The sequence below is a fragment of the Providencia sp. PROV_01 genome (assembly GCF_053098325.1).
Map to the genome: position 1 here is coordinate 247,866 of NZ_JBRFKD010000002.1, position 17,357 is coordinate 265,222.

15 protein-coding genes are annotated in these 17,357 nt (G+C 40.0%); 11 read left to right on the forward strand and 4 right to left on the reverse strand.

The window, feature by feature from the left end:
• The first annotated feature begins 122 nt into the window (after positions 1 to 122).
• From hslV to rraA, 4 genes are all read left to right on the forward strand, one after another.
• Positions 123 to 653 carry an ATP-dependent protease subunit HslV gene (gene hslV, locus ACU696_RS01915; RefSeq protein WP_004265304.1) on the forward strand — a complete coding sequence of 177 codons (531 nt, stop codon included), beginning with the start codon at positions 123 to 125 and terminating at the stop codon, positions 651 to 653.
• 11 nt (positions 654 to 664) lie between these two features.
• On the forward strand, positions 665 to 1,999 hold the full coding sequence (hslU, locus tag ACU696_RS01920) for an HslU--HslV peptidase ATPase subunit (protein ID WP_004265302.1): 1,335 nt from the start codon (positions 665 to 667) through the stop codon (positions 1,997 to 1,999).
• A gap of 187 nt (positions 2,000 to 2,186) precedes the next feature.
• A complete protein-coding gene (locus tag ACU696_RS01925) occupies positions 2,187 to 3,110 on the forward strand; it encodes a 1,4-dihydroxy-2-naphthoate polyprenyltransferase (protein WP_209102594.1) in 924 nt (307 codons plus the stop codon).
• A 119-nt stretch (positions 3,111 to 3,229) separates the two neighbouring features.
• Positions 3,230 to 3,754: a ribonuclease E activity regulator RraA gene (rraA, locus tag ACU696_RS01930; protein WP_209102592.1), complete on the forward strand. Its 525-nt coding sequence runs from the start codon at positions 3,230 to 3,232 to the stop codon at positions 3,752 to 3,754.
• Between the two features lie 389 nt (positions 3,755 to 4,143).
• Here rraA and zapB read toward each other — a convergent pair whose 3' ends face one another.
• On the reverse strand, positions 4,144 to 4,383 hold the full coding sequence (zapB, locus tag ACU696_RS01935) for a cell division protein ZapB (protein WP_004265299.1): 240 nt from the start codon (positions 4,381 to 4,383) through the stop codon (positions 4,144 to 4,146).
• A gap of 305 nt (positions 4,384 to 4,688) precedes the next feature.
• Between zapB and ACU696_RS01940 the strand changes: the two genes are divergently transcribed.
• The 3 genes from ACU696_RS01940 to ACU696_RS01950 all read left to right on the forward strand — a co-directional run bounded on the left by ACU696_RS01940 (position 4,689) and on the right by ACU696_RS01950 (position 11,090).
• On the forward strand, positions 4,689 to 5,549 hold the full coding sequence (locus ACU696_RS01940) for an MIP/aquaporin family protein (protein WP_004265297.1): 861 nt from the start codon (positions 4,689 to 4,691) through the stop codon (positions 5,547 to 5,549).
• A 3-nt stretch (positions 5,550 to 5,552) separates the two neighbouring features.
• Positions 5,553 to 7,079, forward strand: a complete 1,527-nt coding sequence (gene glpK / locus ACU696_RS01945) for a glycerol kinase GlpK (RefSeq protein ID WP_004265295.1) — start codon at positions 5,553 to 5,555, stop codon at positions 7,077 to 7,079.
• A gap of 198 nt (positions 7,080 to 7,277) precedes the next feature.
• Positions 7,278 to 11,090 (forward strand): hypothetical protein, encoded by a 3,813-nt coding sequence (locus ACU696_RS01950; protein WP_209102582.1) that lies wholly within the window; start codon positions 7,278 to 7,280, stop codon positions 11,088 to 11,090.
• A 42-nt stretch (positions 11,091 to 11,132) separates the two neighbouring features.
• On the opposite strand, the gene emrD is transcribed toward ACU696_RS01950, so the two are convergent.
• Both emrD and ACU696_RS01960 read right to left on the reverse strand, forming a co-directional pair.
• Positions 11,133 to 12,317 carry a multidrug efflux MFS transporter EmrD gene (gene emrD / locus ACU696_RS01955; protein ID WP_209102580.1) on the reverse strand — a complete coding sequence of 395 codons (1,185 nt, stop codon included), beginning with the start codon at positions 12,315 to 12,317 and terminating at the stop codon, positions 11,133 to 11,135.
• Positions 12,318 to 12,476: 159 nt separating this feature from the next.
• Positions 12,477 to 12,611: a hypothetical protein gene (locus ACU696_RS01960; protein WP_274901227.1), complete on the reverse strand. Its 135-nt coding sequence runs from the start codon at positions 12,609 to 12,611 to the stop codon at positions 12,477 to 12,479.
• Between the two features lie 183 nt (positions 12,612 to 12,794).
• Between ACU696_RS01960 and fpr the strand changes: the two genes are divergently transcribed.
• The gene (fpr, locus tag ACU696_RS01965; RefSeq protein WP_209102578.1) at positions 12,795 to 13,541 is read left to right on the forward strand and encodes a ferredoxin--NADP(+) reductase; all 747 of its coding nucleotides are present in this window, start codon (positions 12,795 to 12,797) and stop codon (positions 13,539 to 13,541) included.
• Between the two features lie 73 nt (positions 13,542 to 13,614).
• On the opposite strand, the gene ACU696_RS01970 is transcribed toward fpr, so the two are convergent.
• Positions 13,615 to 14,034 carry a DUF805 domain-containing protein gene (locus ACU696_RS01970; RefSeq protein ID WP_004907027.1) on the reverse strand — a complete coding sequence of 140 codons (420 nt, stop codon included), beginning with the start codon at positions 14,032 to 14,034 and terminating at the stop codon, positions 13,615 to 13,617.
• A 35-nt stretch (positions 14,035 to 14,069) separates the two neighbouring features.
• Here ACU696_RS01970 and ACU696_RS01975 point away from each other — a divergent pair, with 35 nt between their 5' ends.
• The 3 genes from ACU696_RS01975 to ACU696_RS01985 all read left to right on the forward strand — a co-directional run bounded on the left by ACU696_RS01975 (position 14,070) and on the right by ACU696_RS01985 (position 17,026).
• Positions 14,070 to 14,699: a DUF1454 family protein gene (locus ACU696_RS01975; RefSeq protein ID WP_209102576.1), complete on the forward strand. Its 630-nt coding sequence runs from the start codon at positions 14,070 to 14,072 to the stop codon at positions 14,697 to 14,699.
• 178 nt (positions 14,700 to 14,877) lie between these two features.
• Positions 14,878 to 15,648 carry a triose-phosphate isomerase gene (tpiA, locus tag ACU696_RS01980; RefSeq protein WP_115168156.1) on the forward strand — a complete coding sequence of 257 codons (771 nt, stop codon included), beginning with the start codon at positions 14,878 to 14,880 and terminating at the stop codon, positions 15,646 to 15,648.
• Between the two features lie 433 nt (positions 15,649 to 16,081).
• On the forward strand, positions 16,082 to 17,026 hold the full coding sequence (locus tag ACU696_RS01985; protein ID WP_209102574.1) for an OmpG family monomeric porin: 945 nt from the start codon (positions 16,082 to 16,084) through the stop codon (positions 17,024 to 17,026).
• Positions 17,027 to 17,357: the final 331 nt, after the last annotated feature.

Sequence of the window (17,357 nt, forward strand, 5' to 3'; positions counted from 1 at the left end):
AGCGGTACTTTGTGGCTTCAACCTAGTTCAAGTGATAGTTAATTAGACAACTATCACTTGAATTTATTCTTTTGAAAATCACATACAACCGCATTTTTTTGTAATAAACCAGGGGCTAACTCATGACAACAATCGTAAGTGTTCGCCGTAATGGCCAGGTCGTAATTGGTGGTGATGGACAGGCGACGATGGGTAATACCGTCATGAAAGGCAATGTCCGCAAAGTTCGCCGTTTATACAACGACAAAGTCATTGCCGGATTTGCCGGTGGCACCGCAGACGCATTCACATTATTTGAACTGTTTGAGCGCAAACTCGAACTTCATCAAGGCCATTTAACGAAAGCAGCCGTTGAACTTGCTAAAGATTGGCGCACTGACCGCATGCTTCGCAAGTTAGAAGCCTTGTTAGCTGTCGCCGATGAACACACTTCACTGATCATTACGGGTAATGGTGATGTGGTTCAACCGGAAAATGACTTAATTGCTATTGGCTCCGGTGGCCCATATGCGCAATCAGCCGCACGTGCTTTGTTAGAAAATACAGACTTAAGCGCCAAAGAGATCGCTGAAAAAGCACTCGCTATTGCAGGTGATATCTGTATTTACACCAACCATAATGTCAACTTTGAAGAAATTTCTTCAAAATCATAAGGATTGCTAGTATGTCCGAAATGACTCCACGCGAAATTGTCAGCGAACTCGACAATCATATTATTGGCCAGAATAAAGCCAAACGTTCTGTTGCGATTGCTCTGCGTAACCGCTGGCGCCGTATGCAGTTAAATGAAGTGTTACGTCACGAAGTCACCCCAAAAAATATTTTGATGATTGGACCAACAGGGGTGGGTAAAACTGAAATTGCTCGCCGCCTTGCGAAATTAGCCAATGCGCCATTTATTAAAGTCGAAGCGACTAAATTTACTGAAGTCGGCTATGTCGGTAAAGAAGTTGACTCGATTATTCGCGATTTAACTGACTCCGCCGTTAAAATGGTGCGTTTACAGTCTATTGAAAAGAATCGCTATCGTGCCGAAGAAATGGCTGAAGAGCGTATTTTAGACGTTCTTATTCCACCAGCAAAAAATAACTGGGGGCAGTCTGAACCAACGGATGAGCATTCCCCTGCTCGCCAAGCATTCCGTAAAAAATTACGTGAAGGCCAATTAGACGATAAAGAAATTGAAATTGAAGTCGCTGCATCCCCTATGGGTGTTGAAATTATGGCGCCTCCTGGCATGGAAGAGATGACGAACCAGTTACAATCCATGTTCCAAAACTTAGCAGGCCAAAAGCAGAAGCCACGTAAGATGAAAATCAAAGAGGCATTCAAACTGCTAGTTGAAGAAGAAGCGGCTAAATTAGTCAACCCTGAAGAGCTAAAAGAACAAGCGATTGAAGCAGTTGAACAAAATGGTATTGTCTTCATCGATGAGTTCGACAAAATTTGTAAACGTGGTGGCCAAAGCTCGGGGCCAGATGTCTCTCGAGAAGGGGTTCAACGCGATTTACTGCCATTAATCGAAGGCTGCACCATTTCGACTAAGCACGGCATGGTCAAAACTGACCACATTCTGTTTATCGCTTCAGGTGCGTTCCAAGTTTCGAGCCCATCAGACTTGATCCCTGAACTCCAAGGTCGCTTGCCAATTCGTGTTGAATTACAAGCGCTGACAACTGAAGATTTTGTGCGTATTTTGACGGAACCAAATGCCTCATTAACTGAACAGTATAAAGCGCTGATGGCAACAGAAGGCGTGAATATTGAATTCACGACTGACGGTATTCGTAAAATTGCGGAGTCCGCATGGCAAGTCAATGAGTCAACCGAAAACATTGGTGCTCGTCGCTTGCACACCGTGCTTGAGCGTTTAATGGAAGATATTTCTTTCGATGCCAGTGACCGTAACGGGCAAACTATCCAAATCGATGCAGACTATGTCAGACAGCACTTAGATGAGCTGGTGGCGGATGAAGACCTGAGTAGATTTATTTTATAATCTTATTAATTATCTGGTTTTCATGTATCCTTAATATACATCGACTAAAGTGCAGCTTTTATCGCTGCACTTTTTTCTATTAAATATTCTGCCCATTACATTGAAAATACTCAGGTATCTCTCTATATGATGGGCTATTAAATTATTAAGAACACATCTCTAAAGAGTTTGAATTATAGGTAACTGCATGCAGTCGACATCCACAACAATAAGTCGTAAACAAGCTTGGATTGAAAGTCTCCGCCCTAAAACCCTACCTTTAGGGGTGATTGCGATTGTGACAGGCTCTGCACTCGCTTATTTAACTAATAATTTTAAATGGCCCGTCGCTTTATTAGCACTCATCACGGCGGGTTTATTACAGATTTTATCTAACCTTGCGAATGACTATGGTGATGCAGTCAAAGGCTCTGATACAGCAGAACGTATTGGTCCATTACGTGGTATGCAAAAAGGTGTTATCACGCAAGCGGACATGAAAAAGGCGCTCAAGCTAAATATTACAGCGGCCAGCCTTTCTGGCTTACTATTAATTATTGTCGCATGTGAAAAGCCAGAGGATGCCATTGGTTTCGTCGCATTAGGCCTTATTGCTATCGTTGCTGCAATTACCTATACCGTTGGCAAAAAACCCTATGGGTACCTAGGGTTAGGGGATATTTCTGTCTTAATTTTCTTTGGCTGGCTAAGTGTTATTGGGACTTATTATTTACAAGCTAATAGTTTTAATATCATCACTGTCCTGCCCGCAACTGCCTGTGGGTTGCTCTCTGTCGCAGTACTGAATATCAATAATATGCGTGATATCGAAAATGATATTAAAGCAGGTAAAAACACCTTAGCGGTACGTTTAGGTCCCCAAGGGGCTCGGATTTATCACACCATTATTATTGTTGCGGCAATTTTATGTTTGGCATTTTTTAACCTAATTTACTTGCACGGGTGGAGTGGTTGGTTATTTTTATTAGCCGTACCGATGCTAATGAACCATTTACGCCGCGTTCTGAGTGACCCTACCCCAGAAGGCATGCGTCCTTTACTCGAAAATATGGTGAAAGCTGCACTCGTGACCAACGTTTTATTCTCCATTGGCGTTGTAATGAGCAAATAACAGTCACTATTTGTCGTTTTTTTGACTTTTTCCGCCTATTTTTAGGCGGCTAACTTTGCCAAGTACTGTTGAAAAGGGATATACTGGCTACCTCTTGCAGCAAAAAAGACCTAACTCCTATGAAATATGATACATCCGAACTCTGCGATATTTACCAAGAAAGCGTTAATGTGGTAGAACCCCTTTTCTCCAACTTTGGTGGACGTACTTCATTTGGCGGTCAAATCATTACAGTTAAGTGCTTTGAAGATAATGGCCTACTGTATGATTTGCTGGAAGAAGACGGCACTGGGCGCATTCTACTGGTTGACGGTGGCGGCTCTGTCCGTAAGGCACTCATTGATGCTGAAATTGCAAGACTCGCCGTTGATAACCACTGGGAAGGCATTGTGGTTTATGGTGCCGTCCGTCAGGTGGATGCACTAATGGAGCTTGACCTCGGTATTCAAGCTATTGCGGCGATGCCTGCAGGTTGCCCAGATGAAGGCATCGGTGAAAGTGATACCCGCGTTAATTTCGGCGGCGTCACTTTCTTCTCAGGTGATTACCTTTATGCCGATAATACTGGCATTATTCTTTCTGAAGAGCCATTAATCCCGTCTGAGAACGACGATTTTATCGAAGATGACAATATCGACGCATAATCCGTTAAAAATTCTATAAATAAGGGCTGCAATAATTTGCAGCCCTTATTTTTATACTCTACTACGCGAGGTATGACGAAAGTTTCTCTAAACCCTACAGCGTGAGATATAACAAAGATTTCTCTAAATAATTCGTGTTGTAGGTAGGCGGCAAAGTCGATAAGACCCTAGGAGCATACACAAGTATGTGACTCGGGCGAAGAGACGAAGCCAGCGCCCTACAATGTGAGGCATAACAAACGCGCCCTACAATGTGAGATATATTTCTCTAAATAATTCGTGTTGTAGGTAGGCGGCAAAGTCGATAAGACCCTAGGAGCATACATAAGTATGTGACTAGGGCGAAGAGACGAAGCCAACACCCCTACAACGCGAAGTATGACGAGAAATTACACTTCTTCCATCTTACCTAGCAGAGTCCGTAAACGCTCTTGCCAAGCTTGCTGCTCTTGTTTTAATTGTTCATTTTCACGCACCAGTGAATCCGTACCTGACTTTGCTGTTTCCAACTCTTGGCTTAGTGCACCATTTTTATCTTTTAATTCATCGATTTCCATTTGTAACAGTGTGATTGTATCAATCGCTTGTTGGACTTTGGATTCTAGTTTTTCAAATACTTCAAATGACATAATTCTGGTCTCCCTTATCAGCTTTTACACGATTGTAAGTAGCATGATCCTCTGTGTCCAGTTCCTTCCTTCTGAATCGTAATAACCTTCATAAAAAAACACTGGTCAGATCACATCATAAAGGTCGAATTCATCACTATTTTTGATTGTTTTGTTTCGCTTTAGTGATGCAACACACATTTTTCAATTTCGATATTTCTCGTTTATGTTCTTTAACGATAAATTCACAGTTAATGATTTTCGATTAGAAAATCTTAACTTAAAAAAACATTACAATATTTTTCATTTTCGTAGGATAGAAACATATGAGCCAAATGACGACTACATCACTCACAGGTCAGTGCATCTCAGAGTTTTTAGGGACTGCGCTACTGGTATTTTTTGGTCTAGGCTGTGTTGCTGCCGTTAGAATAGCTGGCGCACAACTAGGTTTATGGGAAATTAGTATTATCTGGGGCTTCGGCGTTGCTTTAGCCGTTTACCTAACAGCGGGTACTTCCGGTGCTCACTTAAACCCAGCCGTTACTCTCGCATTATGGCTATTTGCGTGTTTTGATAAACGCAAAGTCGTCCCTTATATCATCGCACAGATGCTAGGAGGCTTCTTTGCTGCCGCCTTAGTTTACTCAATGTATTCCCCTGTATTTTTCGATTACGACCAAGTCCACCATATCATTAGAGGCTCACAAGAAAGCTTATTCACTGCTGGTGTTTTCTCAACCTACCCTGCACCACAAATTAGTGTTCCTCATGCATTCTTTATTGAGGTCATTATTGCTGCCATTCTTGTTTGCTTAATACTCGCCCTAACCGATGATGGCAATGGTGTCCCTCGTGGCCCACTTGCTCCATTATTAATTGGTATTTTGATTGCCGTCATCGGCGGGTCATTTGGCGCACTCACAGGATTTGCACTCAACCCAGCTCGTGACTTCGGTCCAAAGGTTGTCGCTTATCTCGCTGGTTGGGGTGATATCGCTCTCACCGGTGGCCGCGATATTCCCTATTTTCTCGTCCCATTGACAGCACCTATTGTTGGTGGTCTGCTAGGCGCATTCGCCTATCGCAAACTAATTGGTCGCCACTTACCTTGCATGGTATGTGAAGAAGAGACCAAAACAGAAAAATTATCCGTTAAAAACACCAAATCCTCGGAACAGGCTTAAATTATGACAACTGAAACCACTATTGCGAAAAAGTATATTGTTGCACTCGACCAAGGCACAACCAGCTCACGTGCTGTTGTACTCGACCATGATGCAAATATTGTCAGTATTTCACAACGTGAATTCACCCAAATTTATCCTAAACCAGGCTGGGTAGAACACGACCCAATGGAAATATGGGCATCACAAAGCTCAACACTTGTGGAAGTTCTCGCTAAAGCAGATATTCGTACCGATGAAGTCGCTGGGATTGGGATCACTAACCAACGTGAAACTACCATCGTATGGGAAAAAGCCACTGGTAAGCCCGTTTATAATGCGATTGTGTGGCAATGTCGCCGCACTGCTGATTTTTGTACGCATTTAAAACAAAATGACCGTGATTTAGAGGAATACATTCGCCAAAATACCGGCCTGGTTGTTGACCCCTATTTCTCCGGTACCAAAGTAAAATGGATTTTAGATCATGTTGAAGGTGCACGTGAACGTGCCGAGAAAGGAGAATTACTATTTGGGACTGTCGATACTTGGCTCGTTTGGAAAATGACACAAGGGCGTGTTCATGTCACCGACTACACCAATGCTTCCCGAACCATGTTGTTCAATATCCGCAACCTTGAATGGGATGATAAAATCCTCAAAGCACTGAATATTCCACGAGCGATGCTCCCTGAGGTACGCCCTTCTTCCGAAGTCTACGGGCAAACCAACATTGGGGGGAAAGGCGGAACACGTATTCCAATTTCAGGGATGGCAGGAGACCAACAAGCCGCACTTTATGGCCAACTGTGTGTTAAATCAGGGATGGCAAAAAATACCTATGGCACCGGCTGTTTCTTACTTCTGAACACGGGCGAAACTGCAGTACGTTCAAATCATGGTCTACTGACAACTATCGCGTGCGGTCCAAAAGGTGAAGTCAATTATGCCCTTGAAGGTGCCGTTTTCGTAGGTGGCGCATCTATTCAATGGCTACGTGATGAATTGAAATTGATTGATGAATCGACTGACTCTGAGTACTTTGCCACTAAGGTAAAAGACAGTAATGGTGTGTATGTTGTTCCTGCCTTTACAGGTTTAGGTGCTCCTTATTGGGACCCGTATGCGCGCGGAGCAATCTTTGGCTTAACCCGTGGCGCAAACCGCAACCATATTATCCGCGCAACATTAGAATCTATCGCTTATCAAACCCGAGATGTGCTGGATGCCATGCAAGCAGACTCAGGCGAACGCTTAAAAGCACTGCGCGTTGATGGGGGCGCTGTCGCTAATAATTTCTTAATGCAATTCCAGTCCGATATTTTAGGCACCCCTGTTGAGCGCCCTGAAGTGCGAGAAAGTACTGCGTTGGGTGCTGCCTACCTTGCAGGTTTAGCGGTCGGTTTTTGGAGTAACCTTGATGAGTTACAAAGTAAAGCCACCATTGAGCGCGTATTCAAACCGGGTATTGAAACAACAGAACGTAATTTCAAATACGAAGGGTGGAAAAAAGCGGTTGCCCGTGCTCAAGAATGGGAAGATCGCGGTTAATTTTTAATTCAAAACAAATCGCTCAAAGGCAGCACTGAAGTGCTGCCTTTCTTTTTCATAAAACTAATTAACTAATAAATATAAAATCAATAATCAGATTAATAATAAATTAGAAGAACAATAAATATTTATTTAAAGTTATCTAGTAAGAGGAAAATTACCTATTGATATTTTAAGAAATAAATAAAGGACACGGTTATGGAAAACCGATACGAAGAACAAAATAAACCCATTTCATCCATTAAAAACCAATATGATAGCAATATTAAACAACAACCATTAAAAATTGGCTTATACGCAAATAAAAGTAGGGTCGTAGTTATTGATAATAACTCACCATTATTAAAAAGCTTAAGCCTTGACCCTACGTTTTCAAAAGAGGGCAAAGCCGCTCATGAGCTATTTAGCTGGCTTATAAATAAGCCGCGGATTATAGGAGAAACTAAAAAAAGCTACATTGCTAGCACGTTACCAGAATCTCAATTTTCTGGTTTCAAGTTCCATTCCAAGCAAGGCATATTTGTAGAAAGCTTTAATTCACCCCATGAATGGATCGACGGAGAAGTTAGAGCACAGGCCCAGCTCGCTGATTTATTGCTGCCAAGTGGGGAATGGCATCGCCATTATAGTATCGTAGTCTTGCCCGAAAGTGCCAATGATAAACAAATCGAACTCATTCGCCATTGGTTGGAGCTCACTGGAGGTAGTTTATTGATAGTAAAAGATAAACAAAAAAAAATATCAGCTTCTACTCAACAATTAATTAATGAACTTCGCCCAGTAGAGCACATTGAGCTAGCCAGCAATACCTTAGAAAATCACAACTTCCAACAAATTATTACCCTACCACCCCACACAATAAGCTCATTGAAGCTAACAGATGAATTACGAAAAAACAGTCAATATTTTTCAGCATCCATAAAAAACACCAATAATAACAATATATTATCCTCACATGACATCCCAATTACAGAAACATCATCTTGGCAAAAGATTGCCCATTCAATCGAAACCGATGTTAATAGAATGATGGTAGAACACCAGCTTCCTGCGGTTAAAATCAGCTATGAAAAGAATACCTTAAAACTTGTTGGGGAGAATATCATTTTTCGCCAATTTCAATTGAAACAAACAAAACAAGTAACCTCCCGATATAATGAGCAAAAGCAGATTCCTCAAATCCTACCTATTTTAGTAACAGAAAACCCGGATGAGCTGCCAAATCAGCTGGTCGTAGGCGCTATAACAGGAAAACTACCCAATATCCCTCATATTAAGGGTTACAAAATCCTTGAGCAGCCCAAATTTGGTCGATTAACGTTAAATAATATTACCAATGAGTGGCAATATATTGCCAATAACGCAAAATTTAAAACCCAGTCAGATCAGTTTGATTTTATCGCCATACTGCCTAATGGGCAGGAATCTCAGCCTATTTCAATTCAGCTACAGACCGAAAATGCACCACAACATCGTATTCCAGGGAAACGTATATTTTCCGTTCAAAACCCAGTTTATCATGAACCTCAACGGCGTTATCACCCCACACCAAGCGATATGCAAATCCATAATATTCAACTAGCGCAAACTCACCTGCAGAATATGACAGATAAGCATATGAGCTTAACGGCTAATCGCTGGGCATTATTGAATTTAGAAATAACAAGTATAAGCGCAGCGAAATCCCCCGATATTGAGGCGATTATCAGTAATAAAGAAAGAAAAATATTAGGCCGAATAAGACTTACAGGGCCAGACCATTTACCCAAAATATTGACAGCACTTCCCCGCCAGCCCAATGTCTCCGCACAAGATTGGCATCAGCAACGCTTTACCGCCCCGCTAAAAGGTGAGTGGATACAACCGGATATCAACATCATTATCACTGTTAATGGCAAACCTATTATCACAGAGGAAACTAACCAGTATGGTGTATTTTCACCCAATGTCACCCTTGATAACCACTTAATTGTTCATGTTGATAGCCACAGTTTATACCAACAAGGGCATGGTGTTTATTCATCATCACCACTAAGTTGGGGAAAAGAAGCTGCAACAATCTTACCGATCGGGCAGTTCACACTGTATAGCTCTCCTGCCACAGTAAGTCACCCTAGCTTAACGCCATATATGACTGGCACCAATAATAACGCCATTCCGTTTATTCATCCTCATTATGATAACCCTAAAGAAATTGGCAATCACACTAACGCACAAGTTCATTGGGCTTACAATAATAGCCAACAATATAAAATTGCTAACAATGCTAATTCTGACTATCAATATACTGCGATTGAAATTTTTTCCTCAAGCTTCAATAACTTGCTATTAGGGCAAGCGTCCCGCAATCATGGAGGTGGGGTTCATGAACCTAACGTGATGTTCCATGAGGCTTTTGGTCATGGCCTTGGCTTGCCGCATACCAATTCGCAAGATCATAATAATCAGCCAGCATACCCTTACCACCCCTATGACCACGGTAAAAAACCAGCTTATAACCAATCTAGACAATATTACGTTACTTATCACTCTCCCCATACTTTTCGAAAACAAGCTATCCCAACGATGCTCTCTTATTTTGTTCCTTTTAGCAGTGATGCCTATGATGCGTTTTTACCGCACGCAGATGCCTACAACCAAAAAATTCACCAATTTTTAACTAAAAGAGTACGCTGGCAAAGTAATAAAACGAAAGGGCTGGATATTGAAGATGGAGGATTTGCTGGGGATGGTTTTTATCAGCGCTGGGATCAAATCAGAAAACAATGGGTCATACTAACTCAACAGAATTACTCAAAATATTATAACCGGATACAAATTGAGCAATTTCCTCATCAACGCGATGTACCAATTTATTGGATACAACTCCAGTCGGCTAAAATGGCGGATAATACCCTTCACCCTTATAGTACGATCACCGTTGACCGTACGGTGGGGAGCTTACCTGCGAATTACCACAATCTAAAAACCGGGACTGGCCGCCAATTTTACATTTATCATAATTATGCTTTAACAGTAACTTATGCCACGTCAAATGGTTTATTAACCGAAGTCTTACAAATTCCACACGAAACGAGTTTTAATATTGCAGATAAAGGTGAATTGGTACAATTCACCATACATGAATTGAACCGCAAAAAAGAGCTTGGACAGCAGACTTCCCGCTATAGTAACCCGAATTCTTTAGCTAATCGCCTATTAGCAAAAAGGGATGGATACACATTACCCCCCCATCTACTTCTCGATAATTATTGGCAAGGTGCCCCTATCTTCTGGGCTACAACAGAGGAAGGTGTCGTTGATTTCTCTACAGGTAAAATTAATATCGACAAAATTACATCAAAAAGCGCACTCTGCGCCAAATGGGTAGAAAATGGTCGCCTACACCAACAATACTTTTCATTATCAGATCCCTTTGGGCAAGACAGGCAAGTTGATACATCAATGAACTTTATTGCTCTTAATCACCTTAATACCTACAAAACTGGCTATTTATCGGAAAATACGATCCACCACCAAATGATAGAAACACCATTAATCGCAGATATAAATATTGAGCAGCAGATTGATATTAGTGATTTAAACTTATCTAATGGCCAACACTCTTTTTGGGTGACACTGGTGACAAGTAATGAGAAAAAACAAATCCAAGAAAAAGTACCTGTAGAGAGCTGGTATTTTTCAGTACAACAAAATCAATTAACCATAAAAGGAACGATAGACAGCACTCCTGGGTTAAAACTGGATGGAATACTCATTCATATTGACCAGCACTTGCAAGACCATGTTGCACCGAAGTTGATTTGGCTTCAACAAAACAATCAAAACCCAACCGGACAATTAGCAGAAAATATTGAGTTTCTAGATTACAACCGACCAGTAGTATTTAATTCAGGAAGTGTTTTGCCAGAACTCATATCATCAATACCAGAAGAAGAACCTAGTTCCTTTTATTCACCGACAATGTCAATTCCACAGCACAAGCAAGCTGATATACTGCTAAGTGCGTAATCTGAAAGTCAGGCTGTGTTTTACAGCCTGACTTTCTCACAATTAAACCATACGCTCTGAATGATTCATACGTTTTGCTAAAGGCAACCAACACAATAATATGAGCGTTGACATTAAAAACATCAGTAACCCAAGGCTAAACTGCCCGTTCTGCGGTAATAATGCCGAAACCCAAGTGGCAACACCTGAACCTATATTTTGCAAGCCACCCACTAATGCTCCTGCCGCCCCTGCTAAATAAGGGAAGGGCTCCATCGCACCTGTCGTTGCTAAGGGAAATAACATCCCCGCACCAAAGAAAAATACCGCTGCAGGTACTAACAGTGTCCAGGTATTCATAATCCCAAACCAACTTGGAATCCACATCATAAAGCCTGCCAATAGACAAATAAGAACGGAGTGCCACATCAAATTATAAAAGGTTTTTCCTTCTCGCCCCGCATACCAAGCACCAAAGAAAGCAGCAGGAATAGGCAATATAAATAAAATACTCACAGTAATACTATTGAGCCCTAAAACACCGCCCATTAATACACCACTACTGGCTTCAAATACGGCTATCCCAGCTAACGCGCCGACTAACATGGATAAATAAGATAGAAATGAACCGCTTGATAATAATTCCCGATATGACGCAATCATTTTATGTTTTTCAGGTGAAACAGGACGCGTTTCGGGTAACCAACGATACATGCTTAATAATACAGAAGCACCTAGGATAAACAGGAAAATATAACAAGCATGCCACCCCCAGAAATGCGCCAATATTCCACCGAACATTGGGGCTAATAATGGGCTCACTAATATACCCATATTTAATAAACTATTTGCATAACGTAACGCAGTGCCTTTATACAGATCACGAGGCATGGTTCTTGCCATCACACCAGCAACACCCGTTCCGAGGCCCTGCAACCCACTCGCTATAGTGAGTATATTTAATGTTGGCGCAAAAATCGCCACAATCGTTGAAAATAAGAAAATCGTTAAACCCGTTAAAATAACAAGTCTGCGACCAATTCGGTCAGATAATGGCCCATAAACTAACTGTGAAAAACCATAAGAAAATAAATAAGCCGCCATTACTTGTTGAACAGCACCTGAAGGCTCATTAAAATAAGTGGCAATTTCAGCAATGACAGGAACATAAATAGTTTGTGTCATTTGACCGACCGCTGCCAATGCAATTAGCATTAATAGCAAATTAAAGTGTTCCAGCTTTCTCATTTTTCTCTCAGATACATCCAATAATTCAAATACACCCTATTTCAGACACAAAATAACGCTGCATTATCTCAGTGTAATAACGCAAAATTATTTAGGTGCTTAATTATCAATATAAAATATCGCTCCACGCTTTGATGTCATTTTAAATAAGCTTTTGTGTCATTTAAAATAAATGGCAAATAGTGCGTTTTGCTTGAGTGTGACTAAGATAACAAAAGCCACCAACTTTTCGTAGTAGTGCGACATTTTATATTTTTCACCAATGGCAGTAATATTCGCCAGCATTGTCAACATAACTGTACATTGAAATCAAAAAATTACTCATTTCAAGAATAAATCACTAGAACACGTTATCGATAAGCATAAATAGTGAACTGTTTTAGTATTAAATCCTAGTGAGCCGCGCTTTGAGTTATTCGAATTATGTATTTGTTATTTTTAGCCGGTGGATATTTGAAATATAAAGAGGTGGAATGTATGGCTAATTGGGTAACAGGAACAGTGATTGAAGCCAAATTTTGGACCGACTCATTATTCAGCCTTGTTATCAAGGCCCCGATTAAACCCTTTACTGCAGGACAATATGCAAAACTTGGGCTAGAGATCGAAGGGGAACGTGTTCAACGAGCTTACTCTTATGTGAATGCGCCAAGCGATGACCGACTCGAATTCTATTTTGTCATTGTGCCAGGGGGCAAACTTAGCCCAAAACTCGCTAAACTTAAACCTAATGATACGTTGCAAATTACGGATGAAGCGACAGGTTTCTTTGTTTTAGATGAAATCCCATCATGTAAAAACCTATGGATGCTTTCAACAGGCACCGCTATTGGGCCTTTTTTGTCTATCCTACAGGAAGGTAAAGATCTGGAGCGCTTCGAGAAAATCGTTTTACTCCACGCTGTCCGTTATGAGAAAGATTTAAGCTATTTACCCTTAATGAAAACATTAGAACAACAATACCAAGGGAAATTGAAAATAGTTACCGTTGTCAGCCGTGAACATTGTGCAAATTCACTACATGGCCGTGTTCCTGCGTTAATTGAAAGCCACACTCTCGAAGATGCGGTTGGCCTAACGCTTTCACCCGAGACCTGCCATGTTATGTTATGCGGAAACCCCGAAATGGTGAGGGACACTCGCGATACATTAAAAAATAGTCATCAAATGGTTAAACATTTGCGCCGTAAACCCGGCCATATATCTAGTGAGCAATATTGGTAATGCAATGCACTACCCTGAAGCATTTTCAGGGTAGTATTCACTCTATGTGGTATTCGCGCATATGGTATCGACGCTATAGATAATCTACCGTTTCTGTTTCTTCACCATAGCGGTTAACACCCTCCATTCCCAGAAAAGCGCCGCAATCTATCACCATAATCATCGTAATAAATAAGGGTAAGAAACGCCCTATACCCCATTGCCACACAGGTTCAAATTGACTGACATCGATTGAAAAGAGAGCAAATGCCAATAAAATTAGCGCAAACCACCCTCCCGATTTACCACGATCATGTAAACGCTTCACAAAGATAGCGGCCAAAGGGTAAAGTAGTAAAATAAATAACGATATAGCAAGCGTTTCAGAGAATAGCAGTACATTTTGTAACAGGGCAACCGCCGTCATTAAAATAAAAATGACCGCAATACCTACCCAAAATGGCCGGCGACCGATACGGCCTTTGAAGGAAAAAGCCCATTGTTGTAATGTCATTACCTATTATCCTGATACAATGTGGAAAACTAAAAATGAGTGGTTCAAAAATGACCCAAATTTTATTTCGTTCTGTATACGCCATCATAACCATTTTTGTACTTAGTGCGCCACAACTGGCTATCGCTCAAAAAGTACCCACTTTGCCTGATACCGATTTCAAAGTCGCCTACTTAGCCCCAGATGCCCCTTCTTTTGAACTCACCATTCCAAAATTACGCAATCAATTCAATCAGGCTAATAAAGATTTATATCTCCATGAATATAAAGTTATTGCTAGCCAGGATATCTCTGCTCCCTATATTCGCGCAGCGTCTCGTATTAACCAACAGATATACTCCTCGGCAGTGTTAGAGCGTGGTAGTGAAAAAATTAAAAGTTTACAAATTACATTACTGCCATCAGATGACCCACAAGAAACCCAAAAAAATCGGCAGTTAATGGAAAACTATACTATTGCAATGATCCATATATTTGCCCCGGAAGTTTCATTGGACAACGCTCCAGAACTTACGGAAGCCTTAAATAAATTTATTGCCAATAATAATGCGACTCATGCTGAAGAAGCTCGGTTAGGCACTTTAAGATATATTTTAGTAAAAAGTGACAATAATGTGCTTACTTTTGCTGTTGAACCGATTAAGCTAGAACAACAAACACCCTAAACTGACTGTGATCACGCTCTAAGAACAAGCATGATGAAAAGCAAAGCTATTATTATCTATTGTTCTTATAATGCGAAAGGTGAATGGCGACAACATTGTCACGTTGCGCGTGTAACATAAGCGTGTGATGAATAACTTATTGATTAATCATTAAAACTCTCTGGTTGGAGGAAATAACATGCGACATCCATTGGTAATGGGTAACTGGAAACTGAACGGCAGCACACAGATGGTCAATGACCTCGTCGCTGGCTTGCGTAATGAACTAAGCAGCGTTGATGGCTGTGATGTGGCTATTGCACCACCTGCAATTTACTTAACCCAAGCTAAACACGCGTTAGCAGGTAGCCGTATTGCGTTAGGTGCACAAAACGTTGACGTTAACCTATCAGGTGCATTTACAGGTGAAACCTCTGCTGAAATGTTAAAAGATGTTGGCGCCAAATACATCATTATCGGCCACTCAGAACGTCGTACTTATCACAACGAAAGTGATGAATTTGTCGCTAAGAAATTTGCTGTATTAAAAGAGCAAGGCCTGATCCCAGTACTGTGTATTGGTGAAACTGAAGCTGAAAACGAAGCAGGCAAAACCGAAGAAGTATGCGCTCGTCAAATTGATGCCGTATTAAATTCTTTAGGCGCAGAAGCTTTCCAAGGTGCCGTTATCGCCTATGAGCCAATCTGGGCTATCGGTACTGGTAAATCAGCAACACCAGCACAAGCACAGGCAATCCATAAATTTATTCGTACTCATATTGCGAAGAAAGACGCAGCCATTGCCGAGCAAGTTATCATCCAATACGGCGGTTCTGTTAATGCTAGCAACGCAGCTGAGTTATTCACCCAACCAGATATCGATGGTGCCTTAGTGGGTGGAGCTTCTCTGAAAGCTGACGCTTTTGCTGTTATTGTTAAAGCGGCTGCTGAAGCAAAAAAAACTAAATAAGGTTATTTTAATACCTTGAGATTAACCGCCAAATATTGGCGGTTTTTTGTTTTAATTTTTTTAATTAATGCCTCTATTAATAATAAAGTTCATATCTAAAATTTTATCCTCCCATGATTCCAAATCATATGAATAATTATAATTTAATTTTTAATAAAATAATAAACAATTAATTAAATTTAAAATCAATTAACAAACAAATGATTAAAAATCTCAAAAAACAGTATTAATAAAAATATAAATTTATTCTCAAAGAAATAAAAAAAACCATAATAACAGTGAGATATGGATTATTAGCCCTTTGCTTTATATATACTATCCATCATTTATTAAATAATAACGGTAGACAACCTATAAAAGTTAATACACATTTATCTCGCTAATCGCTCAACTAGATAATTAACATTAATAACTTTTACCCTGAAGGATAAATATGAAATATATAGTTGGTTTAATCTATAGCATCATAATTATATTCCCTACAATTTGTTTATCTGAATTAAATAATGACTCTTGGCGAGTTAATACCAATATCTATTTGGAAATAGAAGAATACCAAGGTCAACGTGATTCATTTAAAAATAAGGTCTACGATAAAATCAGTACAGTTGGGCAATTAAAGTTATACAACCCTAAATCTGACTGGCGTTTTACCCTAGATCATCGTGAATCCTTAAGGAATCATGGCCGTAATTTCACAACTTCACGGGATTCTTACATTCGAAACCGCACACAAATTGATGCTATCAAACAAATTCTCAACACTTCAAAATCAGACTTAGAACTTGGTTTTCGTTACAGAAAAGAGTCAAACGATGTCGAGCCTAACACCAAAGCACGTTCTTCGAATCGTTTATATGGCCTAACCCCAGCCGGTGAGTACCGTTTCAACGATGATTGGTCTTTTAATTTTTGGCTTTCTTATTTTTATTACAGTAATTATTTCAATGACAGTAGCCATGAAGCGGAAACCGAATATGGCGTAACCTATAAATATTCAGATGCATTAAAAGCAAAACTCACTGTTTATATTGACAACCAATGGGATAAAAATTTCAGTACCCGCTTTTTACAATCACAAGTTCGTGCTTACTTACCCATTACCATTAAGCCGAACTGGAAAATTACTCCATATGTGCGTTATTTCTTACAAGAAAATACCTATGATAAAAATAATTATCTAACACAGGAAATTAAAAATGGCTTCCGCATTGGTTCTCGTGTGGAATACAAAGCTACACCATCCCTGACTTTATGGAGTGAACTCGCCTACGAGCCTTCAACATGGAAATCACCAAAAAAGAATGGGATCACGTCAGGGTATGATAATAAACAAACGCTATACCTCGGTAAAATTGGCGTAAAATACCAATGGTAACCTTTAATTTGCCATCAACTTATTTCTCATAAAAAAACAAGCCATATGAAATTTCATATGGCTTATATATTTTAAATTACAAAATCATTTAAATATAAGAATAAAATATTTCGAAAAGTAAATAATTAGTGAAATTATTAACTTTTTACGTTCCATTGTCGATTTAAATACCATTTAATTATAATTTATACTTACGTCACATAACAAAATAATATCAAGTTGAAATTATTCTAGGTTAAAATTAATTATTCTCAAAAATTTACTATTTAATATCAATTAGATAAATAAAAACCATCTCAACATTTATTTGCACTCTATTCCTCTTACTCTA

What these genes read in the sequence shown, in the direction of transcription:
- hslV (WP_004265304.1), top strand. Translation starts at nt 123, where the DNA reads ATGACAACAATCGTAAGTGTTCGCCGTAATGGCCAGGTCGTAATTGGT.
- hslU (WP_004265302.1), top strand. Translation starts at nt 665, where the DNA reads ATGTCCGAAATGACTCCACGCGAAATTGTCAGCGAACTCGACAATCAT.
- ACU696_RS01925 (WP_209102594.1), top strand. Translation starts at nt 2,187, where the DNA reads ATGCAGTCGACATCCACAACAATAAGTCGTAAACAAGCTTGGATTGAA.
- rraA (WP_209102592.1), top strand. Translation starts at nt 3,230, where the DNA reads ATGAAATATGATACATCCGAACTCTGCGATATTTACCAAGAAAGCGTT.
- zapB (WP_004265299.1), bottom strand. Translation starts at nt 4,383, where the DNA reads ATGTCATTTGAAGTATTTGAAAAACTAGAATCCAAAGTCCAACAAGCG.
- ACU696_RS01940 (WP_004265297.1), top strand. Translation starts at nt 4,689, where the DNA reads ATGAGCCAAATGACGACTACATCACTCACAGGTCAGTGCATCTCAGAG.
- glpK (WP_004265295.1), top strand. Translation starts at nt 5,553, where the DNA reads ATGACAACTGAAACCACTATTGCGAAAAAGTATATTGTTGCACTCGAC.
- ACU696_RS01950 (WP_209102582.1), top strand. Translation starts at nt 7,278, where the DNA reads ATGGAAAACCGATACGAAGAACAAAATAAACCCATTTCATCCATTAAA.
- emrD (WP_209102580.1), bottom strand. Translation starts at nt 12,317, where the DNA reads ATGAGAAAGCTGGAACACTTTAATTTGCTATTAATGCTAATTGCATTG.
- ACU696_RS01960 (WP_274901227.1), bottom strand. Translation starts at nt 12,611, where the DNA reads ATGTTGACAATGCTGGCGAATATTACTGCCATTGGTGAAAAATATAAA.
- fpr (WP_209102578.1), top strand. Translation starts at nt 12,795, where the DNA reads ATGGCTAATTGGGTAACAGGAACAGTGATTGAAGCCAAATTTTGGACC.
- ACU696_RS01970 (WP_004907027.1), bottom strand. Translation starts at nt 14,034, where the DNA reads ATGACATTACAACAATGGGCTTTTTCCTTCAAAGGCCGTATCGGTCGC.
- ACU696_RS01975 (WP_209102576.1), top strand. Translation starts at nt 14,070, where the DNA reads ATGAGTGGTTCAAAAATGACCCAAATTTTATTTCGTTCTGTATACGCC.
- tpiA (WP_115168156.1), top strand. Translation starts at nt 14,878, where the DNA reads ATGCGACATCCATTGGTAATGGGTAACTGGAAACTGAACGGCAGCACA.
- ACU696_RS01985 (WP_209102574.1), top strand. Translation starts at nt 16,082, where the DNA reads ATGAAATATATAGTTGGTTTAATCTATAGCATCATAATTATATTCCCT.